Annotated in this window: 19 protein-coding genes; 8 read left to right on the plus strand and 11 right to left on the minus strand. The window is 48.5% G+C overall.

Features of this window, described 5'->3' with window-relative positions; all coding sequences use genetic code 11:
• Entirely contained in the window at window positions 1-999 is a 999-nt protein-coding gene (locus tag DFP83_RS03700) for a LacI family DNA-binding transcriptional regulator (protein WP_110573286.1), read from the plus strand.
• A gap of 62 nt (window positions 1,000-1,061) precedes the next feature.
• Here DFP83_RS03700 and katG read toward each other — a convergent pair whose 3' ends face one another.
• Together katG and DFP83_RS03710 are read right to left on the minus strand one after the other, a co-directional pair.
• Window positions 1,062-3,236, minus strand: coding sequence for a catalase/peroxidase HPI (gene katG, locus DFP83_RS03705; RefSeq protein WP_110573288.1), 2,175 nt, complete (start codon window positions 3,234-3,236; stop codon window positions 1,062-1,064).
• Between the two features lie 124 nt (window positions 3,237-3,360).
• Window positions 3,361-4,575, minus strand: a complete 1,215-nt coding sequence (locus DFP83_RS03710; RefSeq protein ID WP_110573290.1) for a M24 family metallopeptidase — start codon at window positions 4,573-4,575, stop codon at window positions 3,361-3,363.
• Window positions 4,576-4,745: 170 nt separating this feature from the next.
• Between DFP83_RS03710 and DFP83_RS03715 the strand changes: the two genes are divergently transcribed.
• Window positions 4,746-5,351 carry a methyltransferase family protein gene (locus DFP83_RS03715; protein WP_110573292.1) on the plus strand — a complete coding sequence of 202 codons (606 nt, stop codon included), beginning with the start codon at window positions 4,746-4,748 and terminating at the stop codon, window positions 5,349-5,351.
• Window positions 5,352-5,360: 9 nt separating this feature from the next.
• Here the strand turns inward: DFP83_RS03715 and DFP83_RS03720 are convergent, their stop codons facing one another.
• Complete coding sequence (locus DFP83_RS03720; protein WP_275540949.1) at window positions 5,361-5,768, minus strand: thiol-disulfide oxidoreductase DCC family protein; 408 nt, start codon at window positions 5,766-5,768, stop codon at window positions 5,361-5,363.
• 181 nt (window positions 5,769-5,949) lie between these two features.
• Here DFP83_RS03720 and DFP83_RS03725 point away from each other — a divergent pair, with 181 nt between their 5' ends.
• The 5 genes from DFP83_RS03725 to DFP83_RS03745 all read left to right on the plus strand — a co-directional run bounded on the left by DFP83_RS03725 (window position 5,950) and on the right by DFP83_RS03745 (window position 11,503).
• On the plus strand, window positions 5,950-6,594 hold the full coding sequence (locus DFP83_RS03725; RefSeq protein ID WP_110573296.1) for an outer membrane beta-barrel protein: 645 nt from the start codon (window positions 5,950-5,952) through the stop codon (window positions 6,592-6,594).
• 57 nt (window positions 6,595-6,651) lie between these two features.
• On the plus strand, window positions 6,652-7,029 hold the full coding sequence (locus DFP83_RS03730) for a YchJ family protein (protein ID WP_110573298.1): 378 nt from the start codon (window positions 6,652-6,654) through the stop codon (window positions 7,027-7,029).
• Between the two features lie 194 nt (window positions 7,030-7,223).
• Window positions 7,224-8,840, plus strand: a complete 1,617-nt coding sequence (locus DFP83_RS03735) for a BCCT family transporter (protein WP_241971582.1) — start codon at window positions 7,224-7,226, stop codon at window positions 8,838-8,840.
• A gap of 68 nt (window positions 8,841-8,908) precedes the next feature.
• Window positions 8,909-10,762 carry a DUF294 nucleotidyltransferase-like domain-containing protein gene (locus DFP83_RS03740; protein ID WP_110573302.1) on the plus strand — a complete coding sequence of 618 codons (1,854 nt, stop codon included), beginning with the start codon at window positions 8,909-8,911 and terminating at the stop codon, window positions 10,760-10,762.
• Window positions 10,763-10,768: 6 nt separating this feature from the next.
• Window positions 10,769-11,503, plus strand: coding sequence for a 3'-5' exonuclease (locus DFP83_RS03745; RefSeq protein WP_110573304.1), 735 nt, complete (start codon window positions 10,769-10,771; stop codon window positions 11,501-11,503).
• 5 nt (window positions 11,504-11,508) lie between these two features.
• Here DFP83_RS03745 and DFP83_RS03750 read toward each other — a convergent pair whose 3' ends face one another.
• From DFP83_RS03750 to DFP83_RS03785, 8 genes are all read right to left on the minus strand, one after another.
• A complete protein-coding gene (locus DFP83_RS03750) occupies window positions 11,509-12,768 on the minus strand; it encodes a hypothetical protein (protein WP_110573306.1) in 1,260 nt (419 codons plus the stop codon).
• Complete coding sequence (locus tag DFP83_RS03755) at window positions 12,769-13,389, minus strand: condensin complex protein MksE (protein ID WP_110573308.1); 621 nt, start codon at window positions 13,387-13,389, stop codon at window positions 12,769-12,771.
• Entirely contained in the window at window positions 13,386-17,075 is a 3,690-nt protein-coding gene (locus tag DFP83_RS03760; protein WP_157981522.1) for an ATP-binding protein, read from the minus strand. The genes DFP83_RS03755 and DFP83_RS03760 overlap by 4 nt, the downstream gene beginning before the upstream one ends.
• A 153-nt stretch (window positions 17,076-17,228) precedes the next feature.
• The gene (gene prpF, locus DFP83_RS03765) at window positions 17,229-18,410 is read right to left on the minus strand and encodes a 2-methylaconitate cis-trans isomerase PrpF (RefSeq protein ID WP_110573312.1); all 1,182 of its coding nucleotides are present in this window, start codon (window positions 18,408-18,410) and stop codon (window positions 17,229-17,231) included.
• A gap of 1 nt (window position 18,411) precedes the next feature.
• Window positions 18,412-21,009, minus strand: coding sequence for a Fe/S-dependent 2-methylisocitrate dehydratase AcnD (gene acnD, locus DFP83_RS03770; RefSeq protein ID WP_110573314.1), 2,598 nt, complete (start codon window positions 21,007-21,009; stop codon window positions 18,412-18,414).
• Window positions 21,010-21,021: 12 nt separating this feature from the next.
• The gene (prpC, locus tag DFP83_RS03775; RefSeq protein ID WP_110573316.1) at window positions 21,022-22,146 is read right to left on the minus strand and encodes a bifunctional 2-methylcitrate synthase/citrate synthase; all 1,125 of its coding nucleotides are present in this window, start codon (window positions 22,144-22,146) and stop codon (window positions 21,022-21,024) included.
• 93 nt (window positions 22,147-22,239) lie between these two features.
• A complete protein-coding gene (prpB, locus tag DFP83_RS03780; RefSeq protein WP_110573318.1) occupies window positions 22,240-23,121 on the minus strand; it encodes a methylisocitrate lyase in 882 nt (293 codons plus the stop codon).
• 2 nt (window positions 23,122-23,123) lie between these two features.
• Window positions 23,124-23,822, minus strand: coding sequence for a GntR family transcriptional regulator (locus DFP83_RS03785; protein ID WP_420843780.1), 699 nt, complete (start codon window positions 23,820-23,822; stop codon window positions 23,124-23,126).
• A 143-nt stretch (window positions 23,823-23,965) separates the two neighbouring features.
• Between DFP83_RS03785 and DFP83_RS03790 the strand changes: the two genes are divergently transcribed.
• Window positions 23,966-24,736 carry a TerC family protein gene (locus DFP83_RS03790; protein ID WP_110573322.1) on the plus strand — a complete coding sequence of 257 codons (771 nt, stop codon included), beginning with the start codon at window positions 23,966-23,968 and terminating at the stop codon, window positions 24,734-24,736.
• Window positions 24,737-24,818: the final 82 nt, after the last annotated feature.

Consider the following 24,818-nt stretch of genomic DNA (forward strand, 5'->3'; position numbering starts at 1 on the left):
ATGGCGACCATTTACGAAGTTTCGAAACTCGCGGGCGTTTCCTTAGCGACCGTGTCTCGTGTTATTAATAATAACGCCCCCGTGCGCGAGGCAACTCGAGTGAAAGTCCTCGATGCAATGGATAAACTGGGTTATCACCCTAATTCTATTGCACAATCTCTGGCATCGAGCCGCTCCAACTCAATCGGCATTGTGGTTTCTGAACTCAATGGTCCATTTTTTGGTACCTTACTCAGTGACATTGAAACGGCTTTTCGGCGTGCTGGAAAGCACGTCATCATCGCGGCTGGACACAGTGATGAAAGGCTTGAGAAAGAAAGTATCGCATTTTTAAAAAGTCGTAACTGCGATGCCCTTATCTTGCATGTCGAAGCGGTTTCAGATGACTACTTACGTCAACTTAATGAGAGCGGCACGCCATTTGTTATTCTCAATCGTTTTGTCGACAGTTTGTCGGATCGTTGTGTGACGTTGAATAACCAACACGGTGGTTACTTAGCCACTCAGCACTTGCTGCGTAATGGCCATCGCAAGATTGGGTATATTTCAGGTCCTATGTGGAAAAATGACGCTGAACAGCGCTATCTAGGCCACTTGCGGGCGCTCGCTGAATATGGAATTGAATCTAAAAGTAGCTTATTTTACGAAGGTGACTTCCATGAACTCGGCGGTGTTAAAGGCGTTGCGGCACTATTGCACGCCGATGCAGAAATCACCGCCATTGTATGCGCAAATGACGAGATGGCCGCGGGGGCTGTCACTACCGCACGTGAACAAGGCTTAACCTTGCCCGACGACTTGTCTATTGTCGGCTTTGATAACGTCAACTTCTCCCACTACATGTATCCGAAGCTCACCACTATCGATTATCCCATCGGCGGCATGGGTGTCATGGCTGCGCGATGGGTACTAAAACATATCTACCAACAAAAACTCGATAATATCCAAACTGTGTTTGAGCCTCGGGTGATCGAGCGCGATTCAGTTCACAGTATTTGAGCACATAAAAAAAGCTCGTGCTTAGTGCACGAGCTTTTCAACGTATAACACTTTAACGCAAACTAGGCTGCTTTCACATCAAAGCGGTCAGCATCCATTACCTTGACCCACGCATGGATAAAGTCTTTAACGAACTTCTCTTGGTTATCATCTTGCGCATAGAGCTCAGAATAAGCGCGCAAAATAGAGTTCGAACCAAAGACTAAATCGATACGGTTCGCTGTCCACTTGACCGTATCAGTCGCACGGTCACGGACTTCATAATGGTCACCCGCTTTCTTCCACACATTTTCCATATCAGTCAAGTTAACAAAGAAGTCATTGGTCAATGTGCCCACTCGGTCAGTGAAAACGCCATGTTTGGATTCACCATAGTTAGCGCCAAGAACGCGTAAACCACCGACAAGCACGGTCATTTCAGGTGCCGTTAGCCCCATCAATTGCGTACGATCAAGCATCAGCTCTTCTGCCGGAACTGGGTAATCTTTCTTCAAGTAATTGCGGTACCCGTCGTGTAACGGCTCAAGTGGTTCAAAGCTCTCAGCATCGGTCCACTCGTCTGTCGCGTCACCGCGTCCTGGCGTGAACGGTACGGTGAAGTCAAAACCTGCTTTGTGTACGGCCTTCTCAACCGCTGCCGTGCCACCTAAAACAATCAAGTCAGCAATACTTACAGGTTTGTCGAGTTCACTGCGGACACGCTCTAACGTCGACAACACACGCTGCAATTTCTCGGGCTCATTACCGTGCCAATCCTTTTGTGGAGCAAGACGAATGCGTGCGCCATTGGCACCGCCGCGATAGTCTGAGCCACGGAATGTGCGTGCACTATCCCATGCTGTAGAAATCAACTCGTAATCGGTTAAACCGCTATCAAGTAACTTTTTCTTGATTTCAGCCACTTCGCTGTCAGACAGACTGTAATCCACTTTCGGGATCGGATCTTGCCAAATCAAATCTTCTTCTGGCACATCTGCGCCAAGATACCGATCTTTTGGTCCTAGGTCGCGGTGCGTCAACTTAAACCAAGCGCGCGCAAACACTTCGGCAAAATAGTCTGGGTTATTGTAAAACTTCTCAGAAATCTTGCGATACTCTGGGTCTTTAATCATCGCCATATCGGCATCAGTCATGATTGGGTTGTGACGAATCGATGGATCTTCTACATCAACAGGTTTGTCTTCCTCTTTGATGTCGATAGGTTCCCACTGCCAAGCACCCGCTGGGCTTTTCTTCAATTCCCAATCATAATTGAATAACAAGTAGAAGTAGCCGTTATCCCACTGAGTAGGATGAGTTGTCCAAGCGCCTTCGATACCGCTCGACATTGTGTCACGACCCATGCCCTTGCCACCGCTATTGCGCCAGCCTAGGCCTTGCTCTTCAACATCGGCGGCTTCAGGTTCAGGACCTAAGTTCTCTTCTTTTCCGTTACCATGACATTTACCGACCGTATGACCACCGGCTGTCAATGCAACCGTTTCCTCATCGTTCATTGCCATGCGCTTGAACGTTTCACGCACGTCTTTCGCAGTACGCAACGGATCGGGTTGACCGTCAACACCCTCTGGGTTGACATAGATGAGACCCATTTGCACGGCCGCTAAAGGATTCTCAAGCGACTCACGCTCTTGATCCGAGTCATAGCGGTTCTTAGTTGCATCCAACCATTCTTTCTCACTACCCCAATAAATATCTTCTTCTGGGTGCCAAATGTCTTCGCGTCCTCCAGCGAAACCGAACACCTTGAGTCCCATTGACTCATAGGCCATGGTTCCAGCAAGAATAAACAAATCTGCCCAAGACAGCTTGTTGCCGTATTTCTTTTTCACCGGCCACAACAGACGGCGAGCTTTATCTAAACTTACGTTATCTGGCCAGCTATTTAATGGTGCAAAACGTTGGTTACCTGTACCGCCACCGCCGCGACCGTCAGCGAGACGATAAGAACCTGCTGAGTGCCACGCCATACGAATCATAAAGCCACCATAGTGACCCCAATCGGCTGGCCACCACGACTTGCTGTCGGTCATCAAGTCTTTTACGTCTTTCTTTAACTCTTCCAAGTTTATTTTTTTAAACTCTTCTGCGTAGTTAAAGTCCGAATCCATTGGATTCGCTTTGGTGTCGTGCTGGCGCAAAATCTCGAGTTTGAGTGAATTGGACCACCAATGTGTATTCGTTTTTCCTGTGTTTGTCATGCTACCGTGCATGACTGGACATTTACCTGAACTCATATGTCGCTTCCTTTTTACGTTATTTGAAGATAACTACGGAGGTTTCTATTTATTAGATTTATAGCACTCCAAAGATAACTTGACCAAAGTCATTAAAGCGGTCGTCTTAACAGGAAAAAGCGATTCACTTACCGAGATTTAATGGGTCATCTAGCGAGCGAGACGGTTCAGTGAACCATTTCGGGCCGTCGTCGGTCATGTAAAAATGATCTTCGAGCCTGACCCCAAATTGCTCAGGCAAAATTACCATGGGCTCATTACTAAAACACATGCCTCTTGCTAGCGGTGTGTCATCGCCTCCCACTAGGTAGGGCCATTCGTGCAAATCCATACCGATACCATGACCCGTTCGGTGCGGAACACCGGGTAGCTTGTAATCAGGCTCAAGCGATAATCTTGCCAACTCATGACGCACTGCGTCATCAACAGTGTGGCACGGTTGACCCAACTTGGCTGCATCAAAAGCCACTTGCTGTAGCTGTCGCTCGTACTGCCAAAACCTTTGCTGTTCTGGTGTTGCCTCACCAAACGCATAGGTCCGCGTAATGTCGGAGTGATAACCATGTAGCTTACAGCCGGTATCAATCAGCACCCAGTCATTCGCCTGAAGGTGTTGCTCGTGCTGTACACCATGTGGATAGCTTGTTGCCTTGCCAAACAAAACAATACAGAAAAACGAACCGGCGGCACCTACGCGACGATGGGCCTCATCAATAAACTGACGAACCTCACTGGCACTGATCCCTTCTTTAAGCATTGATGCGGTCGCGCGATGGACTGCGATGGTCATATCCATGGCGGTTTGAATCAACGCAAGTTCAGCGCTCGACTTGCGCATGCGACATTCAGCAATCACCGATTTGGCATCACACAGTTGCTGAGCGGGAATGCATTGTTCTAAGCGAGCAACAAAACTGTAAGCAGTTGACTCGTCGAGCCCAATTCTCACGTCATCCCCAAATGCGTCGCGCAACGTCTGAGCCATTAATTCAATCGGTGACTCGTGCTCTTCCCACAACAACGGTTCTAAAGGTACCTGCATGGCTTGTTCTAACGAACCTAATTCAAATGCGGGCGCAATGAGTTTAGGCGTTCCCTCAACGGGCAGAATGGCGCCAACCAAACGCTCACTGGGATACCAGCGAAGACCCGTGAAGTATTCTAAATTTGTACCCGCATTTAGGTAAATCGCATCAATATCCTGCGCCCTCATCAACGTCTGTGCGGTTTCGATACGCTGGTTAAACTCGCTAATATCAATGGGTTCAGCACTCTCTGCCATATTCACTAGTTGCGCCAAAGCGTCGCTTTGCGTTTGATAACCGATACCTCGGGTCATACCCTACTCCAGTTTAAATCGAATCAATTTTGATGACATCAAGACTCGCATGGCACTTGGCAAAAGGCAAATTACATATGCATTTTTGAATGCATGCTCACTAGGGTTTTAAATTATTAAAATAGTAGTACAATGAATAGCATATTCATTCGAAAATATAGGAGTTTCATGTGTTAAGTTTTGACACATTGAGTCAGTATTTTCTTGCTATCTATTTCTGCGTTATTGCCGTTCACTACAGTAGCGTCGCGCTCGGTCGAAGGGCTCGAATGGGGCATCCTCAAATTCATACAGGCCAATTATTTACCAGTCAATGGTGGGTAAGACAGTGCTTTAATTTCTTTCGTAGCGCCATTCTACTTATTTGTGTGGCGAGAGTATTGTGGGATATGGATGCGTATTTGGGTCGCATTGACACACTGTACCGACCCGTTGTGGTTTATCTGGGTGTCGCTTTGATGCTGTTATCACTTTTTCTGGTGAGCTTCAGCCACGCGTATATGCAGGCGCAATGGCGTTCTGGTGTTGATCCTAACACACGCCACCCTTTGCTTGTCGAAGGGCCGTTCAAACGCAGTCGCAATCCAATTTTTAAAGGTGTGATAATCGGACAAATTGGCTTATTCTTAACCTTCCCATCCCTATTTACCTTGGTCTGTTTAGTCGCCGGCGTTACCGCCCTATCTATTCAAGTTCGCCATGAAGAAAGCGCTTTAGCGATCAGCCACAAGGACATCTACTTTCAATATAAGAATGCCACGCCGCGTTGGTTTTAACGGACTTTACTAAAGATTGCACTGTTCACAACGCTCTTGCCCCGTCAACCAACGCGAAATACGATTTCTGTGTTTGGCGAAGAGTAGGTAAACGCGGTCCGCGACCCAACGAATCCCTGGCCATCTGAGGGGCGCTATGTAGGCGCCTTTGCCAACCGCTTGCCAAGCAGCATAGGTGACATCCAGGCCGTAAATTTCCCGTCCCTGTTTGTCAATACCATGTAAAAAACGATTTGCCGCCACAGGGTCAATATTCGGGTAACGACGGTTAAAATCGTCAGCGTTAATATTTTCAAACACCACAGTATTGTGCTGATCACACTGTTTTAAATGACGCATTTCTTTTACACATAAAGGACATCCTCCGTCATAAAAAATGACGACCTTACCCAAATGCGACGTTCGATGAGTGTCCACTGATGATTCCCTCACATACTGACCAAATTCACCCATTAACTACGTCGCTCATATCAATAACGATTCATCGAGACCTCTAATTATCGGATAAATCGCACGTTCGGTTTTCCTGATTACTGATAGGCGGCCAGCGCTGCTGCAACTAGCCTATCGGGTAATTAAGTCATTGATTGAGGCTCTAATGAAAACTAAACTCTCTTTAACATCATTTGCTCTGCTCGCATCTTGTTCGCTTCCTGCGGTCGCGCAAAGTGCGTTCACCTTACCAGCGCAATCATTAAACCAGTTAACAGTGAGCGGTATTAGCACTGAAATTGACTTCGATGGCAGCGCCAATCAAACCGCTTTTGATGGCTCTGGCGCACGCGCGGAGGTAAAACTTCAATGGCAAAATGATTGGTATGTAGGATTGGCTGGCGAGTTTTTAGAGACACGCGATGATAGCGTGGATTTATTCTCCGATGAGCTGACCGCAGGTATCGGTACCCATTACGTTTTGAATGCCAACACACGTTTCTTTTCGGAGTTGCTGGTGCACCGCCTAACGATTGAAACCGAAGATGGAGATACGCGCTCTGAAGACCAGGATACGGGTCCAGGTATCAAGCTCGGAATAGCGCACCAAGCGCAAACAAACCTGACATTATTCGCTAGCGCTCGGTACAGCCGCCTCACACGAGAAGTTCGTTATTGGCAAACCGAACTCGGTGCATTCTATATGTTTAACCCCAGCACTGCGTTAGGTTTAAGTTACCAACGACGCACCGCTTCCGAGACCGATTATCGGCAAGACAGCTATCTATTTAACGTCCACTTTTGGTTTTAGGTAGGGTTAGCAATCACAAACTGGCATACTGGGCGTTTTAAACTACGAGTATGTCCAATGGATTCTAATCAAACATGTCCATGTGGCAGTGGGAATACTTATGGTACCTGCTGCCAGCCTTTAATCGATAATCGTGCGCAGGCGCAATCCCCCGAGCAGTTAATGCGCTCACGATATACTGCGTACGTACATAGAGACTTACCCTACATCCGCAAAACTTGGCACCACGATCACTGCCCCCGCGATCTCTCTTTAGAGGGTTTGCCTGACTTTATTCGATTGCAGATTATTTCTCACGAAATGTCTGATAAGCAAGGTCAGGTTCATTTCCGTGCCTTTTATCACGATCAAGGCGAACTGACTTGGATGGAAGAACGCAGTGACTTTGTTAAGCTATCTGAACGCTGGTTCTACACCACCGGTAGAGTAGAATAGTTTATTAAAGCTGCAAACACTCTGTCATTTGCTATAAAAACAAGGGTTTTTGCTCGCGCAGGTGAACTGTTTACTCTAAACTTCGGTAAATTAAGTGTAAATTTGCAGAATGTACTCACTAATCACAACAAATAAAGGGGATGTCCATGAGCGAGAACAAGGATATAGATGAAAGTCAGGCAGAGAAGGATCCGATGATCCCCGATGGGGAAGTCAATCCCATCGATACTGACTATAAAGTTGGACAAGATAATGTCGTGATGAAAGTAGGCCCATTTGGATTAGACTTCCACAATCGGGTTTTTGCTGTATCGGGACTGGCAATCATCGCATTTGTTCTGTTTTCTTTAATCTTCCAAGAGCAAGCCGAGCCACTGTTTAGCGGTTTACGCGGATGGCTGACTTCAAACTTGGATTGGTTTTTCCTAAGTGCCGCAAACATTTTTGTTGTCGTTGCTTTGGTACTTATTTTTACCCCATTGGGCCGCGTCCGTATCGGTGGCACCGAAGCTAAACCCGACTTCTCATATTTGGGTTGGTTCTCGATGTTGTTCGCCGCAGGTATGGGTATTGGTTTGATGTTCTACGGTGTATCAGAACCTATTTCGCATTTCTCATCGTCGCTCGGTGGTATCTCCATGGAGAATGGTGTGCGCACTGACTGGGCACCGTTAGGCGCTGCGGGTGGTAACGAAGCGGCTGCGCGTGAACTCGGCATGGCGGCTACGATCTTCCACTGGGCACTACACCCATGGGCGATTTATGCCATTCTGGCGCTCGGGTTAGCCATTTTCTCTTTCAACAAGGGTCTTCCGCTAACCGTACGTTCAATCTTTTACCCAATCCTTAAAGAACGTGTATGGGGATGGCCAGGTCACATCATCGATACCATCGCTATCTTGGCAACACTTTTCGGTCTTGCCACGTCGTTGGGATTAGGCGCATCACAGGCAGCGGCGGGTCTAAACTTCCTGTTCGACTTACCTAAGGGTGAAACAACAGAAGTGTTACTGGTCATGGGTATCACCGCAATTGCGTTGATTTCCGTGCTTGCAGGCTTGGAGTCAGGTGTACAACGGTTATCGCAAATCAATATGACTTTAGCCGCGTTGCTGCTGCTTTTCGTCATCATTGTTGGTCCAACCCTCGCGATCATCACAGGCTTTGGTGAGAACCTCGTCAATTATGTGACTAACCTACCCGCGCTATCTAACCCTGTGGGACGTGAAGACTTAAACTTCACGCAAGGCTGGACGTCATTTTACTGGGCTTGGTGGATTGCATGGTCACCGTTCGTCGGTATGTTCATTGCGCGTGTTTCACGCGGACGTACTGTGCGTGAGTTCCTAGTATCTGTATTGTTAGTGCCTTCACTGGCGTGTGTATTCTGGATGTCAGTATTCGGCAACATCGCTATTGAACAGGTCATTAATGGTGCGCAAGACCTCGTTGATGCTGATTTATCACTGAAGCTGTTCGTTATGCTTGAGCAATTACCATGGGCTTCGGTAACGTCATTTATCGGTATCATTCTGGTTATCGTGTTTTTCGTGACATCATCGGATTCTGGCTCACTGGTTATCGACACCATTAGTGCCGGTGGTAAAGTCGAAGCGCCCGTACCACAACGTGTATTCTGGTGTACCTTCGAGGGCTTAGTTGCTATCGCCCTAATCCTCGGTGGTGGACTTGTTGCACTACAAGCAATGGCGGTCTCAGCAGGACTACCATTCACTATTGTACTCTTGGCAGCGTGTGTCGCTGTTATTCAGGGCTTGCGCTCTGAGCCGCGAGTCGGTAAAAACGGATAACACGCAGCGGTTGTTTTGAAACAAAAGCGGCGCTCCTCGCGCCGCTTTTTTGTACCTGAGGTGATGTCATGGAAGCCGAACACATCGAAATATTTAACTTCATTAAGCAATATGCTCCCTTTACTATTTTACCCGAAGAGGAGCTTCAAACCATCGCCACTCAAATTGAAGTGGGCTATTTTCAAAAAGGCGATCAGGTTCTTGAGTACAATCAACCAATCAGTGATCTGCATGTCATCCGCAGTGGTGCGATAGAAACCTATAAGCGCAACGGCGAACTCTTTAACCGACTCAGTGCCGGTGGCTTTTTTGGTGAAGCCGGGCTATTACGGAAAGGACGTGTGCGATATCCCGTCAAGGCGCTCGAAGATAGCCTAATTTATTATGTCCCAGGGACCTTATTTAACCGCCTTTATGACGAGTACGACGCCTTCGCTGATGCGGTCGAGGTTGAAGAGCATCAACGTGTTAATTTAGCGGTGCGTGAACGAGAGCAACGAAATGACTTATTTGTTGAAACAGTCGAAACCTTACTGAGTCGGCATCCGGTTATCATTGAGTCGAGTGCACCCATTGTCGAAGCCGCGCGCAAAATGACGGACGAGCAGGTTTCATCATTGCTGATTTGTGGTGAAGACCCCGATGATGTACTCGGCATTATTACCGATAAAGACCTGCGTAAACGCGTACTCGCTGTTGAAAAGTCACCCACCGACCCGGTGCGTGATGTGATGTCATCAAACTTGGTCTATATCGAGCATAATCAGCGCATTTTCGAAGCAATGTTGACCATGTTACGCACCAACTTGCACCACCTGCCCGTACTTAAAAAGCAACGCCTTATCGGTGTGGTCGCGTTATCTGATGTCGTTCGACACGAGTCTAAATCAAGTCTCTACGTAGTCAGCAGTATATTTAAACAAAATACCTTTGAAGAATTAGCGCAGCTAAAAGAAAGCGTTGAGGCGAGCTTTGTTCGACTCGTTAATGAAGATGCCAACTCACGCATGATTGGCTCTGCCATGGCAACAATCGGGCGTAGCTTTAAACAACGTTTACTGGAACTGGCGGAAATCGAGTTAGGTCCGCCTCCTATCCCATACTGCTTTCTCGCGCTAGGCTCAATGGCACGCGATGAACAATCCATTGTAACGGACCAAGACAATGCATTGGTTCTACACGATGACTTTATTCCCAAGCAGCATGACGCCTACTTTAAAGCATTGGCTAAATTTGTCTCAGATGGATTAGATGCCTGCGGATACACTTATTGCACAGGCGGTATCATGGCAACCAACAGTCAGTGGCGCCAACCGCTGAATGTGTGGAAGAAGTATTTCACCGACTGGATAGACAATCCATCGCCGGAGCGGCTGCTTCACTCGTCTATCTTCTTTGATTTAGACGGCGTGTGGGGTGAATTCAGTTTCGCTAAGCAACTCAATGAGTTGATCCGCGTTAAAGCTAAGGATAACAAACGCTTTTTAGGATCAATGGCGCGTAATGCGTTAGGCCGCACACCGCCACTTGGTTTCTTCAAAGACTTTGTGATGGAGAAAGATGGCAAGCATCGTAATAGTATTAACACCAAGCGTCGAGGCACTGCACCGGTTGCCGATCTCATTCGCGTGCATGCTTTGGCAGTTGGCTCTACGCAACGTAATTCGTTTGCCCGTCTCGAGGATATAATGGAAGCCAACATATTACCTAAAGGTCGGGGTCCCGATCTACGCGATGCGCTTGAGTTAATATCGATGGTCCGCATTCGACATCAAGCCATTGCGCTCACCGAGGGCGAAACGCCCGATAATAACGTTGCTCCGGAACAACTATCCGATTTTGAACGCAAGAATTTAAAGGATGCGTTCCAGATCCTAAGTAATGCGCAAAAATACCTACGCTATCGCTATGCAGGAGGCTAAGCAGGCATGTTCTATTTAAAACCACGCGAGGTGGTTAATACGGACGCTGACCGCGACTGGTCACATGACTTTGCCGCGTGGGCTGATCGTGTTAACACACCGATGTTCAAAACTTACTTTGGACACGGCATGGTGAACAAAGAAACCTTAGTTAAGGACGCGCCGATGGTCGCCGTCGATTTCGAGACCACAGGGTTAGACTGCCAAAAAAACAGCATTGTCAGCATTGCCGCCGTGCCTATGACAGCACATCGTATTTTCCTGTCACAGGCACGTCAGTGGGTCGTCAAGCCGCGCCAAGATTTGACGGATGAATCGGTGGTTATTCATGGCATTACCCATTCGGACATTCAATCAGCGCCTGACTTAGAGGACATCCTACCTGAACTTCTTGAGTTGGTTGCTGAAAAGGTGTGGGTGGTACACTACAACGGTATTGAGCGCCCCTTTCTTCAGAAAGCCATGGATGCCCGTTTTAACGAACATATTCACTTCCCAGTCATCGACACCATGGCGATCGAGGCGCGCTTTCATCGCCAACGCCGTTCGTTATGGTCACGATTAATGGGTAAACGTCCGTTATCGATTCGCTTAGCGGATAGCCGTGAACGGTATAACTTGCCATTTTATGCGCCCCACGATGCACTCACAGATGCCCTCGCCTGTGCTGAGCTTTTGCAAGCCCAAATACGATATCGGTACAGCCTCGACAGCCCGCTCACTGATATCTGGCTACCTTAGCGCGGCTAAGCAGCACGCGAGGGAGGCGTCACAATGATATCTTCAATAATCTGCACATCATTTGTTCGGCTCACAGCGCGCTCTTGACGGTGCAACGGAAGTTGCGCCTGCACCGCCTTGGCGAGTGTCTCGTATTCGCTGAGCACCTGAAATAACCAAATCTCACCGGGCCAACTCAGCGCACTTTGGGCAAGGTAATCCAGTGCAGACTGCGGCTGTTGGCTTTGTGCAACATCAACAAAGAATTGGTCTACGTCCTGTTTTAATTGTCTTTGCTGAGTTTCGAGCACAGAATCGTGGGTAAATTCCGTCGCTTGTGCCGACTCGCTTGAGGCTACGTCATCATTGCGTAAATGACGTGTTTGTTTTAGCGCTTCATGCAACGCTGTGAGTGTTTCTGACTGTGCTTGACGGTCATTCACATCAAGGTGCGCAGCGCCTTGAATAGCGCACGCTTGGTTGAATAAGTTCGGCACCTGGCTTTGCTCTGTGTAATCACTCACCTTAAGATCGGGGTGCTGACGCAGAAACTGCGCCATATTACTCACTAACAAGCTACGCGACTGCTGCTCTCGAAAACGGCTCATCAACTCAATCATACGGTGCTGAATCTCGAGCATACTCGCACGTTGCAAACTGGTACGGCGTTGCAGGTGAACGACGAGTAAGTGGCGCAGTTTGACGTGACCATCGGCAAGCGCAATGCACTCATCATAGTCAATCATCGAGAGGCCATCTAGCAGACGTTCAATTTGATTCTGCGCACGCTGGTTTTCAGCCATTTTCTCATCAAGATTAGCAGCAAAACCAAAGTCCGTATTGAGGCGATTCCATAAACTATGAATCGCCTCATCGAATTCGGATACCAGATCATGCACTCGTTCTTCAATAATGTGCAGTTTAAGTTCACCGAGGTGCATATCGCCAAGCCGCTGTGCTTTTCGAAATGCATCGACTTGTCCGCGAATAACTTCCAGTTTATCGGCCACATCAGCTTGAATCGAGCGTCTTCGCTCATCCACTACAAGGCTTGCAATAAGCTGTGCTACCGGGGCTCTTAAACGATAACCCTGCCCGCTCTCAGGCTGATAGATAATCCGTGCATTCAACAAGTTGCGAAGCACGCCCTCGTTAACCGCTAAGCTATCAAGTTCACCCGTTTGGTACGCGTGCATCAAGATACCGGCATGGCGCCCGATGAGGTTAAGCCGCTTTTCCCCTTGTTCGAGAAGCTGATCAGAAACGCTGAGTTGCTGCCCTACCATTTACAGTAACGCCTCCTGCTCTGGATTTTCTTCAACGGGTAAGTTCTCTTCATCGCGAATAAAGCGGATCACGTCAATTAAGTAGTCTACTTTTCCGGTCACGATAAAATAGGGTCTATCGTGATGGGGTTGCATCAGGTACCCATGCTCGACCAACCGTTTAGCAATTTGTTTTATTTGAGCATCAACGGTTTCTGCTTGAGAGTTAAAAAAGCGATCTTTGGCGAGGTGAGCCAAGCGCTGCTTTAAACTGGGATTATCTTCACACGCCATGACCCACTCGGGCAGTTTCACTGTATCTCCTGGCACAAGGGTACTATCGTGACCCAAGGCTTCTTGAATCAGCGTAAGCCATTCCAATAAAGGCATCAACGTTGCCAATGTTTGCGTAAACTGTTGGCGCAAATGCTCACGGCCTTGCTTATCAAGGCGTTGGTAACTTAAAAAGAATACACTACCATCCGCGACTTCACTGACGGTTCGATTCAACGGGCGCAAATAATCATTAATTTGGCTCTTCAGTGCCTCATCCTGAAGCTGTTGGTGATATTCAGGAAAGCGTTGTGCACAAATAAATTCACCATTGAGTAAGGCTTCGATAAGGGGACCATGCGTCATCATGCGCTATACTCCTTGTTAACGAGGTGTGCGAGCTTTTCTGAAAGACCTGAAGTCTTGGGTTGAATCCGTTTGAGTTGGCCTTTGCCCACCACGTTGGGGTGTGCTTCAATCAAATAGCGATGTTTAAACAGCATCAACACATCGGATTCTGGGTTAGGAAACGCACCCACAATCTGGATTTGATTACTGTCACAGGCAGCAAATAGCTTTTCGACATTGTGATACGCCAAGGTTCCGATTTCATCAATAGGCCAGTGAAGAACAATCGCCTCGGCATCACTGCGTAACAGACGAGTAAACGCTAATAAAAACTTACACAGTATGAGGTAAGCCATTCCATGACTAGAGGATTCTGCCAACTGCCGATCATTACGTATGACTAACTCGTTGCCACCCTCAGTAAGGAATAGTTCAATTTTAAGCAGTGATTCGATACTGTATTTTTGGTCGGCACGCAAAATATCAGCGACCATTCCCAGTTGCACCAGGTAATCTTCTTGAGGTAGCACGTCGCCTGATTGTTGCCAACGCTCATAGCTCGCAACAAACTGTTTCAACGGCTCCCAAAAACCTAAAGCATCTATTGTTGAACTGATTTTAACTTCCGCTCGGTCAATACCCGATAACGCGAGCTCGTCGCCAACGGCATCGGTTAGCCGTCGACTATACTGAGCGACTCGCTTATGAATATCATTAAACACAGTGAAGAAATCCACCAGATCTTTACTGATATTATGACCGGTCGCCAAAATAGCCTGCTGATGTTCCTCTAGATAATTCAGCATTGCTTGGTACAGAGCTAAATTGGACGCAATATCATCACCGACGTTCATACGTTGACGACTTTCTTCCATGAAGTTCAGAAAATCGGCCTGAGCATCACGGCGCAATTGATTATCAAACTGACGTAACTGTTCGTTCAGTACTTTATCGCTATGTAAGAAGCGCTCGTAAACGTCGTCGCAACGCCCCAAAAGCTCACTACTATCGGTGTTGTTCAAGGGACTTTCGTGAGTGCGGCTCTGTTGCAATTCCGGTGTCAGAGTCGGCAAATGGTCTAGTTTGTTAACGGCCTCACGCAATCGCTGTAACAGCATACTGGTCTGTTCTAACGCCGACTTACTTTGCTCGCGTAGTTTTATATCCTGCGCTTTACTCTGATCATAGCTATCTTTTGCGAGTCGCTTTTTATCCTCGATGGCTACAATCTCAGATTGCAGCGCCTGCTCTTGCTGTTGCCATTGAGGGCGCGCTGACTGCCATATCGATTGTTTGAAGTGGCGATACTCACGCACCCGCTCCTGTTGAGCAACCGCAGCTTGAATCGCCTCGTTTAATTGTTCCTCTCGCGACCGCAATTGCTCAATATCCTGCTCGTTAACACCTTGCTGGGCAAGTTTGTCGCCAAAGGCGCGTTCGAGTGCTTTAATATCGTCTTTAATTTGTGCGCGCTCTTGCTCCTGCTGTTGGCGCTCAAACGTCTGGGCTTCTTGTAGCTGAGCAATTGCATCTTGCTGTTCGGCTTTTAACTCGATTTCAGCACTGCGTTGCTGCTCTTTTAACTCTTGCGCGCTACTTTCGATATGTTCTTTAAGGCTTTCAAGGCGCTCCTCTAAGGCCGCTTGTTGGGTACTTAATTGCTCAGCGCGTTCAGCGACCTGTTGTTTGACCTCAGCCTTGAGCCGTGCCTGAGCATCTAACGCATACTCGACTTCACGCTGTTGCTTATGGAGCTGCTGCTGTACTTGCTGTACCTGGGTTTCTGCCGTACTGACCCGTTGCGTTTCATCGGCGAGCTGCTGTTCGATCTCAGTGATTCGTTGTAGGTGCGCTTGTCGCTGTTGCTGCAAGACTTTAAGCGCAGCTTTACCGTGCTCATCTCCATGGCGCGTTGGCTCAATAGCCGCCAAGTCAATCTTCACCCCAAAGACACTGCCGCTGTCTGCTTCAACGACTGGGTTTAAGTCAGTACGTTCTAGTAGCGCCGGCGCAATGACTTTCCCGATCGTGGCATGCCACTCTGGCATCTGCTCGTGTAAAAAGCCCCTCAGGCTATCGGGATTGGGTTCAAGTTCGACTTCTTTTTGTTTGATGGCTGCTTTTATTGAGCTGAGTTGTTCACGTTCACGGCTTAGCGCGTCACTCACGCGCAGGCGCTCACGTTGAGCTTGGTTTAATTGCTCTCGAGCCTGCTCAAGCTGGTCGCGCTGCAAAGTAAATTGGGTTTGTGCATCAGCAACTCGTTCGGCTAATGCATCGAGGCGTTGTTGTTCATCAGCATTCGCATGCTGCGCTTGCTGAGAGTCAAGTGCCGCCAACTTTAACTTAACCGCCTCTTGCTCATGACGCCAGCGCTCAGTTTGCTCGCTACGCCTTTGTTGGTGCAGTTCACGGAGCTCACTCAGTGCCTCACCATGTTGTGCATGCAAGTCCGAAAGCTCAGTGGCGATGGTATCGAGCTTCGCTTGGTGTTTCGCGTCACGGCGTTGCTGGCGTTCGGTCAGTTTTAGCTTTTCACTATCAAGTTGCTGACGCTCGTTTTGATGGGCTTCGAGCAATACAATACGGTGTTGCTTGACCTCTTCTGCTTGCTCACGCAGCTCGGTTAAGCGGTCAATTTTATGTTCCCATTCCTCAATATTCTCATCGCGAAACGCATCGGCTCGACTTTGGGCATCATCAAGTTGCCGTTCGACCTGTTTTAGCTCGGCTTTACGTTCACTGAGCGTTTCATTGATCTGATCACGTTGTTGCTCATAATCAGCGGTACGCTCACTCATACGCTGTTCAATAGTTTTCAAACGTGCCTTTAAGTCATGCTCGTGATCCGCCAGTTGTTCGCGATGTTCGACCAGTAGTGGTTGAATCGCCCATAGCTCAGCCAATTCATCACCGTAGCGATGCGAGCTTGCTGACAACTCCTTAAATGCAGATTGCAACTCATCTAGTCGCATATTCTGACGCATTTGCTCAATCCATCGGCGAATCTTTTCGCCGCGAATTGAGCTATGAGGAACCGCGTGACCATCTTCTTCGAGAATCGCCGCCAACATGCTGCGTAAGATATCCATTTTACCTTCCTTTGCATGCACAGCACTAACGAGCTTCTCTATATGACGTAACTTATGCGGCGATTTTACCAATGCAAAGCGTGCTGCCAACTGCCGTAACTTAACGCTATCTTTCTGTGTGTGTTGTAATGCTTGAACATCATTCTGAATCAGCGTACGGAACTCACTAGTGGCGCTTATTTTGTGGCTGAACACGTAACCTTTGGCCCGCAGTCGTTTTAACCACTCCGAATAATCCACTGCCACCACTTTATCGGCACGCTCATCGAGATAATCTTGCGCACAGTAGTCTGCGTCGACAAAGCGATAGTCGATACCATCGCTGCGCTTGGTGAGCACGACTTGAACATCTCGCTGTGCCGCCGATTGGTATGCGTAAATAACGTAGCTGTTACTGTATGGGAGGTAAAATTTATCAAAGTTATCGCGCGTTTTCGGTACCACCTTATTCGGCTGCTCACCATAAAACACCGGAATCATGCGTTGTAGTGTCGTTTTCCCCGAGGCATTACTGCCACAGATATTGGTATGTCCTTCGACATCAAGCTCCACAATACCGGGGAGGTGGCCGTTTATCATAATTATTTTTTTAAGACGAGCCGCATTACCTGCCATATTATTCCTCGTAACACCTTCACCAAAGCCGTTAATCATAGCACGCCTTAAGCGTAATGAGCGATGCGCTAACCGACAATTTACATCGCCTAAACGAATAAAAAAAGCGCCTTGAAAGGCGCTTTAAAAAGTCAGCATGTTAGGCTTCAAAGGTTATTCCAGCACCTCAGCTGGCACCCGCACCCAACCTTCCATGAGCACGCGAGCGCTCCGGCTCATAATCGCTTTAATGGCTCGCCATTCACCGTTTTTGAGTTGCGTTTCGGCACCCACTTGTAAGGTGCCCGATGGGTGACCAAAGTTGACCATGGTCCGCTCGCCGCCGCCAGCCGCTTGGTTTACCAAGGTGCCTGGAATCGATGCCGCGGTACCAATAGCAACGGCCGCCGTGCCCATCATCGCATGGTGTAATTTACCCATCGACATGGCGCGCACCAGTAAATCAATGTTATCAGCTTGAATAACCTTACCACTTGATGCGGTATACGTCTTACCCGGTGCAACAAAGGCAAGCTTGGGTGTATGTTGTCGTTGAACCGCTTCTTCAATCTGCTCAATTAACCCCATACGCACAGCAGCATGCGCCCGAATGGTCTCCAATCGAGTCAGAGCTGCGGCATCGCCATTGATGGCTTCTTGCAGTTCAGTCCCATCATAGCCCAGTGACTCAGCGCGAAGAAACACGGTAGGAATACCGGCATTAATGAACGTAGCCTCTAGCGTGCCAACTCCAGGCACTTCAAACGTATCCACTAGGTTACCGGTAGGAAACATCTGCTCGCCATCCGCCGAGGGATCCATAAACTCAATAGCAACTTCCGCAGCTGGGAAGGTCACGCCATCAAGCTCGAAATCACCCATTTCTTGCACTTCGCCATTGCACATCGGCACTTTATTGACAATGGTTTTGCCAATATTCGCCTGCCAGATACGTACTTCTGCGATACCGTTTTCTGGTACACGATCCGCATCTACCAAGCCTTGACTGATTGCAAACGCACCGACTGCCGATGAAAGATTGCCACAATTGCCGCTCCAATCAACAAACGGCGTATCGATAGAGACTTGCCCAAACAAATAGTCGACATCGTGATTGGGCTGTGTACTTTTTGACACGATAACGGTTTTACTCGTACTCGATGTCGCCCCACCCATTCCATCGGTGTGTTTGCCGTAAGGGTCCGGACTTCCAATCACTCGCATCAATAACGCATCGCGTACTTTGCCTGGCTGCTGTGCCGCTTCTGGCAAATCAGCCAAATCAAAGAACACGCCTTTAGAAGTCCCGCCACGCATATACGTGGCTGGGATTTTTAACTGTGGCTTAACACTCATATTAACTCGCCTCAGCTTCTAAAAAGTCTTGCGCGAACCGTTGCAGTACGCCACCTGCCGAATAAATGGAAACCTCTTCCTTGGTATCCAAACGACAGATTACAGGCACTTCAATGTCCTCACCGTTCGCTCGGTGGATCACTAACGTAAGCGCTGCTCCAGGCGCAGGTTCGCCCTTAACATCATAGGTTTCAGAACCATCAAGTGCTAATGTCTTGCGGGTTGTGCCCTCTTCAAACTGCAGCGGCAAGACGCCCATACCAATCAGGTTAGTACGGTGAATCCGCTCAAAGCCTTCAGCCACGATGGCTTCAACACCCGCCAAGCGAACGCCTTTTGCAGCCCAGTCGCGCGATGAACCTTGACCATAATCGGCACCCGCCACGATGATTAGGGGTTGCTTTTGCGTCATGTAGTGCTCAATAGCCTCCCACATGCGCACGGTTTTGCCTTCCGGCTCAATTCGTGCCAGCGAGCCTTGAATGACATTACCCGCCTCATCGCGAACCATTTCGTTGAAGAGTTTCGGGTTAGCAAACGTTGCACGCTGTGCCGTCAGGTGATCACCACGATGCGTCGCGTAAGAGTTAAAGTCTTCCTCCGGCAAGCCCATTTTAGCGAGGTATTCACCCGCCGCACTATCAGCCAAAATCGCGTTCGAAGGCGACAGGTGATCGGTGGTGATGTTATCGCCAAGTACCGCTAAAGGACGCATCCCTGTTAAGCTTGGCTTAGCGGCCAATGCACCTTCCCAGTACGGGGGCCGACGGATGTATGTCGACATTTCACGCCAATCATAGAGTGGGTTAATATCGTCACCGTAATCGACCGAAAGATTAAACATCGGATCGTACACTTTCCGGAACTGCTCAGGCTTAACGCTCGATTTAACGATAGCGTCAATTTCTTCGTCACTTGGCCAGATGTCTTTGAGCGTCACCGCGTTGCCGTCGTTATCATAACCCAACACGTCTTTCTCAATATCAAAACGCATGGTACCGGCAATAGCATATGCAACCACCAAAGGAGGTGATGCCAAGAACGCTTGTTTCGCGTAAGGGTGAATCCGACCATCAAAGTTACGATTACCCGATAATACAGCGGTCGAGAACAAATCACGGTCGATGATTTCTTGTTGAATCGCTGGATCAAGTGCACCACTCATGCCGTTACACGTCGTACATGCAAACGCGACAACACCAAAACCAAGCGTCTCCAACTCTGGCAACAGCTGTGCTTCTTCTAAGTACATCTTGACAGTCTTCGAGCCGGGCGCAAGCGAGCTTTTAACCCACGGCTTACGTGTCAGACCCAATTTGTTGGCATTGCGTGCTATCAAGCCCGCCGCAATCATGTTGCGCGGGTTACTGGTGTTAGTACAGCTGGTAATCGCCGCAATAATCACTGCACCATCAGGCATTTTGCCCTCTTCTGGCGCTTCAATGTGCTTAGCGACTCCGCGTTCACTTAACTCTGCAGCGGGTAACAAAGAGTGTGGGTTAGAAGGACCCGCCAAATTACGCTTCACCTGGCTCAGGTCAAAGGTCAATACGCGTTCATACTCAGCTTTATCCAGGCTATCGCCCCATAAGCCAGTCTCTTTTGCGTATTGCTCGACAAGCTCAACCTGATCATCCTCTCGTCCGGTAAGTTTGAGATAATCAATGGTTTGCTCATCAATATAGAACATCGCCGCGGTCGCGCCGTATTCCGGTGTCATGTTAGAGATCGTTGCACGGTCACCCACGGTCAGTGCTTTTGCGCCCTCGCCATAAAACTCTAAGTAGGCACCCACAACACGTTCTTTACGCAAAAACTGGGTAAGCGCTAACACCAAGTCAGTACTGGTAATGCCTGGTTGTAGCTTGCCGGTCAATTCAACGCCCACAATGTCTGGCAAACGCAAGTAAGAAGCACGTCCAAGCATCACACTCTCGGCTTCAAGACCACCGACACCCACAGAAATAACGCCCAATGCATCAACCATGGGTGTATGGCTATCGGTGCCTACGCAGGTATCTACAAAGGCGACATTGTCACGCACTTGCACAACCGGTGACATCTTCTCCAAATTGATCTGGTGCATGATGCCGTTACCTGGAGGGATAACATCCACGTTTTTAAATGCCGTTTTCGTCCAGTTAATGAAGTGAAAGCGATCATCATTGCGACGGTCTTCAATCGCACGGTTCTTCTCGAACGCGTCCTTTTCAAAGCCTGCGTGCTCCACCGCGAGCGAGTGGTCAACAATCAACTGAGTGGGAACCACCGGGTTCACTTTTGCCGGATCACCACCTTTCTCAGCGATAGCATCACGCAACCCCGCTAAGTCGACCAACGCGGTCTGACCTAAGATATCATGGCAAACGACACGGGCTGGAAACCACGGAAAATCATGCTCACGTTTGCGGTAAATTAATTGCTCAAGTGACTGTTTAAGAAGCTCCGGTTCACAGCGGCGCACCAAGTTCTCGGCAAAGACACGACTCGAGTACGGTAGCTTGTCGTAGGCGCCCGCTTCAATATCTTCCACCGCCGCTCGAGCATCAAAGTACTCGAGCGTGGTGCCTGTTAACGATTTACGATAATTCGAACTCATCCCACCACCTACTTATCGTTCGCTGATAGCGGGTACTGGACGCGCTTCTGGACCGGTGTAATCCGCCGAAGGACGAATGATACGGTTGTTTGCACGTTGTTCTTTCACGTGTGCCGTCCAACCCGTCACACGTGACATCACAAAGATAGGTGTGAACAGTTTTGTAGGAATGTTCATATAGTTGTATGCAGACGCGTGGAAAAAGTCCGCGTTCGGGAACAGCTTCTTCTCACGCCACATGACTTCTTCACAGCGCACTGAAACATCATACAAGCGAGAATCGCCATTCTCCTCGGCAAGCTTCTTAGACCATGCTTTGATGATGCCATTGCGTGGGTCAAACTCGCGATAAATCGCATGACCAAAGCCCATGATCTTTTCTTTACGCTCGAGCATACCCATCAATGATTTCTCAGCGTCGTCGGCATCTTTCATGTCTTCGATCAGTTCCATCGCAGCTTCGTTTGCGCCACCATGCAATGGACCACGTAATGAACCAATAGCACCGGTTACACACGAGTGAATGTCAGACAACGTTGATGCACATACACGCGCTGTGAAGGTTGATGCGTTAAATTCGTGCTCAGCATATAGGATCAACGATGTATTCATCACATCGGCATGCAGTTTTGAAGGCGATTTGTCATGCAACAAACGAAGGAAATGCGCACCTGTCGACTGCTCTTCAGAATCGGTATCGATACGCACGCCATCGTGAGTGAAGCGATACCAATACAAGACCATGCCCGGGAATGTGGCAATCATCCGTTCAATTTTGTCATCAGCTTCGTCAAAGCTTTCTTCTGTTTCGAGGTTGCCGAGCATCGAGCAGCCTGTGCGCAGCACGTCCATTGGGTGTGCTTCTTTTGGAATACGCTCTAAAACGTCTTTAACTTCCTGCGGTAAAATACGCAGTGCTTTAAGGCGCTTGCGATAGGCATCGAGTTCAGTTTGGTTAGGTAACTCACCTTTAGCCAGCAAATAAGCGACTTCTTCAAAGCTGACCTTCTCGGCAAGCTCTTTGATATCGTAACCGCGGTAGGTCAAGCCCGAGCCCGATTTACCCACTGTACATAGTGCTGTTTCGCCTGCTGATTGTCCGCGCAATCCTGCGCCACCGAGTTTCTTTTCTGCCATGGTTGTCTTCCTTCTTAATTTGTTGTGATTGTCTTGCGCCAGAGGCGCAAGTTACACACTGATGTCTTGCGCCAGAGGCGCAAGTTACAGCGTTTATTTTTTGAATAGGTTGTCGAGTTTTTCTTCGAACTCATGATAGTTCAAGAAATCATAAAGTTCTGCACGTGTTTGCATATCGTCGACCACTGCTTTTTGGTCGCCGTTCTCAAGAATACTATTGTAGACGTTTAATGCGGCCTTGTTCATCGCACGGAATGCGCTTAATGGATACAATACGATATCCACACCCACATCAACCAACTCTTGCTTGTTGAACAATGGCGTTGCACCAAATTCGGTAATGTTAGCCAGTACAGGTACATCAAGTGCATCTGAAAACGCTTGATACTGGTCAAGAGTATGCACCGCTTCCGCGAATATCGCATCCGCGCCGGCTTCAACACAGGCTTGCGCACGCTCAATAGCGGCCTCTAAGCCCTGTTGTTGCAACGCGTCAGTGCGCGCCATGATTAAGAATTGATCGTCAATACGCGCATCTACGGCCGCTTTAACGCGATCAACCATTTCATCTTGCGTTACGATTTCTTTATTTGGGCGATGGCCACAGCGTTTTTGCGCAACTTGGTCCTCAATATGAAAGCCGGCAGCACCTGCTCGTGTCATTTCTTTTACTGTACGAGCAATATTGAATGCGCCACCCCAGCCCGTGTCAGCATCAACTAACAGAGGTAAGTCAGAAGCGCCGGTAATCCGACGAATGTCTTCACACACATCATTGAGCGAGGTCATCCCCAAATCTGGCAATCCGAAAGAAGCATTGGCAACACCCGCGCCCGATAAATAGAGGGCTTTGTGACCCACTTTCTCAGCCATCATGGCAGTGTATGCGTTAATCGTACCGACGATTTGCAAAGGACTTTCTTGTTGAATCGCACGACGCAGTTTTGCGCCCGCACTTTGGATTCCGCTGGTCATTATCACTTCTCCTGTTGTGCTAGTTTTATTTCAATGTTTTTGCGCGACGCGCTGATGTGGCGCCGCATTAATAAATCGGCAAGTTCGCCATCTCGGTTTCCGATGGCGGTCAAAATCGCTTTATGTTCGTCAAATGCTCGAGACACACGAGGACCATTCATACCCATCTGGACGCGGTACATTCGCACCAGGTAATAGAGCTCATCGCAGAGCATATTAATCAGATATGGATTCTTGCTACCTAAGATGACACGGTAATGAAAGTCTAAGTCGCCAGCCTCTTGATAATAGCTCTCGCCTTCTCGAACACGTTGATGCGACAAATGCTGATCAAGCAGCTCCTGCAGCTGCTCAATTTCCTCTATCGCCATGTGTTCGGCTGCGAGCCGACAGGCAAGCCCCTCGAGTTCTTCACGGATTTGGTAAAGCTGAAGCAACCCTTCATAGGATAAGCGCACCACGCGCGCGCCCGCATTCGGAATGCGTTCAATAAGGTGGCATCGCTCTAACCGCGCAAGTGCCTCACGTAACGGCGCACGACTGATATTAAATTTACGAGCCAACTCGGGTTCACTGATTTTGCTCCCCGCAGCAATTTCCCCTTCAACCACGGCACGTTGAATTTGCGCCAATACTCGGTCAGCAGAGGTCACAGCAGGTTTGGCAATAGGTGATAGTACTTCCATATGAATTGTCGACATAATTCAGCTTTGAGCCTAGTTTGCATGAACTAACAACCGCTTTGCAAGAGGGTTAGTATAATTATTGTCGACAATACTGGAAAGATTGCTTTTCAGTCAGATGCCAGTCACTATACTTCCCATCACCTCACTAGGAGAAAGCTATGTTTGAATGGATCGCCATGCCGGAAGCATGGATTGCTCTGGCAACCCTAACAGCGTTAGAAATTGTTCTGGGTATTGATAACATTATTTTTATTTCAATTTTAGTCGGCCGTTTACCAGAACATCAACGTGCCAAAGCGCGCACTATTGGTTTAACGCTGGCAATGCTGACTCGCCTTCTATTGTTATTCTCGTTGACCTGGGTCATGTCACTCACCACGCCGTTGTTTGAAGTCTTTGGTAAAACGATTTCGGGACGTGACTTGATTCTCTTACTCGGTGGCTTATTCTTGCTCGGCAAAAGTACACTCGAGATCCACCATGCGCTGGAAGGCGAATCAAGCGAGGGTGGTAGCACCGTTCAAGCCAACTTTGTCGCAATTCTGGTACAGATTGCGGTGCTCGATATCGTCTTCTCGCTTGACTCAGTGATCACCGCCGTCGGACTCGCTGACCATCTCTCGGTTATGGTCATTGCGGTCATAATCTCGGTGGGTGTCATGCTCATTGCGGCTAAGTCGGTATCCGATTTTGTCGACAAACATCCGACGATTAAAATGTTAGCCTTGAGCTTCCTGATTTTGATAGGCATGACCTTGGTCGGCGAAGGCATGGGCTTCCACGTACCTAAAGGCTACGTTTATTTCGCCATGGCGTTCTCGCTTGCAGTTGAGTTCTTGAATATCCGAGTTCGTGCGAAGAAACGGGCTGCACAACCTGTGCAATTAAGAAAGTCGATCCCTGGAGACAGCCACCCCGAAAACCAATAAATTCGTCGCTAAAGGTTTTAATCAAAGGCGTTGGCTAGTAAAGTATGTCCACTTTTTTCGACTTCGACCAAAGTCGAATGGG

The sequence above is a fragment of the Idiomarina fontislapidosi genome (assembly GCF_003226255.1).
Lineage (GTDB): Bacteria > Pseudomonadota > Gammaproteobacteria > Enterobacterales > Alteromonadaceae > Idiomarina > Idiomarina fontislapidosi.

Bases quoted from the DNA above. Each gene is read 5' to 3' on its own strand.
- DFP83_RS03755 (WP_110573308.1), bottom strand. From the start codon at position 13,389: ATGATGACGCATGGTCCCCTTATCGAAGCCTTACTCAATGGTGAATTT.
- DFP83_RS03735 (WP_241971582.1), top strand. From the start codon at position 7,224: ATGATCCCCGATGGGGAAGTCAATCCCATCGATACTGACTATAAAGTT.
- DFP83_RS03730 (WP_110573298.1), top strand. From the start codon at position 6,652: ATGGATTCTAATCAAACATGTCCATGTGGCAGTGGGAATACTTATGGT.
- DFP83_RS03760 (WP_157981522.1), bottom strand. From the start codon at position 17,075: ATGGCAGGTAATGCGGCTCGTCTTAAAAAAATAATTATGATAAACGGC.
- prpC (WP_110573316.1), bottom strand. From the start codon at position 22,146: ATGGCAGAAAAGAAACTCGGTGGCGCAGGATTGCGCGGACAATCAGCA.
- katG (WP_110573288.1), bottom strand. From the start codon at position 3,236: ATGAGTTCAGGTAAATGTCCAGTCATGCACGGTAGCATGACAAACACA.
- DFP83_RS03725 (WP_110573296.1), top strand. From the start codon at position 5,950: ATGAAAACTAAACTCTCTTTAACATCATTTGCTCTGCTCGCATCTTGT.
- DFP83_RS03785 (WP_420843780.1), bottom strand. From the start codon at position 23,822: ATGTCGACAATTCATATGGAAGTACTATCACCTATTGCCAAACCTGCT.
- prpB (WP_110573318.1), bottom strand. From the start codon at position 23,121: ATGACCAGCGGAATCCAAAGTGCGGGCGCAAAACTGCGTCGTGCGATT.
- DFP83_RS03790 (WP_110573322.1), top strand. From the start codon at position 23,966: ATGTTTGAATGGATCGCCATGCCGGAAGCATGGATTGCTCTGGCAACC.
- DFP83_RS03740 (WP_110573302.1), top strand. From the start codon at position 8,909: ATGGAAGCCGAACACATCGAAATATTTAACTTCATTAAGCAATATGCT.
- acnD (WP_110573314.1), bottom strand. From the start codon at position 21,009: ATGAGTTCGAATTATCGTAAATCGTTAACAGGCACCACGCTCGAGTAC.
- DFP83_RS03745 (WP_110573304.1), top strand. From the start codon at position 10,769: ATGTTCTATTTAAAACCACGCGAGGTGGTTAATACGGACGCTGACCGC.
- DFP83_RS03710 (WP_110573290.1), bottom strand. From the start codon at position 4,575: ATGACCCGAGGTATCGGTTATCAAACGCAAAGCGACGCTTTGGCGCAA.
- DFP83_RS03750 (WP_110573306.1), bottom strand. From the start codon at position 12,768: ATGGTAGGGCAGCAACTCAGCGTTTCTGATCAGCTTCTCGAACAAGGG.
- DFP83_RS03700 (WP_110573286.1), top strand. From the start codon at position 1: ATGGCGACCATTTACGAAGTTTCGAAACTCGCGGGCGTTTCCTTAGCG.
- prpF (WP_110573312.1), bottom strand. From the start codon at position 18,410: ATGAGTGTTAAGCCACAGTTAAAAATCCCAGCCACGTATATGCGTGGC.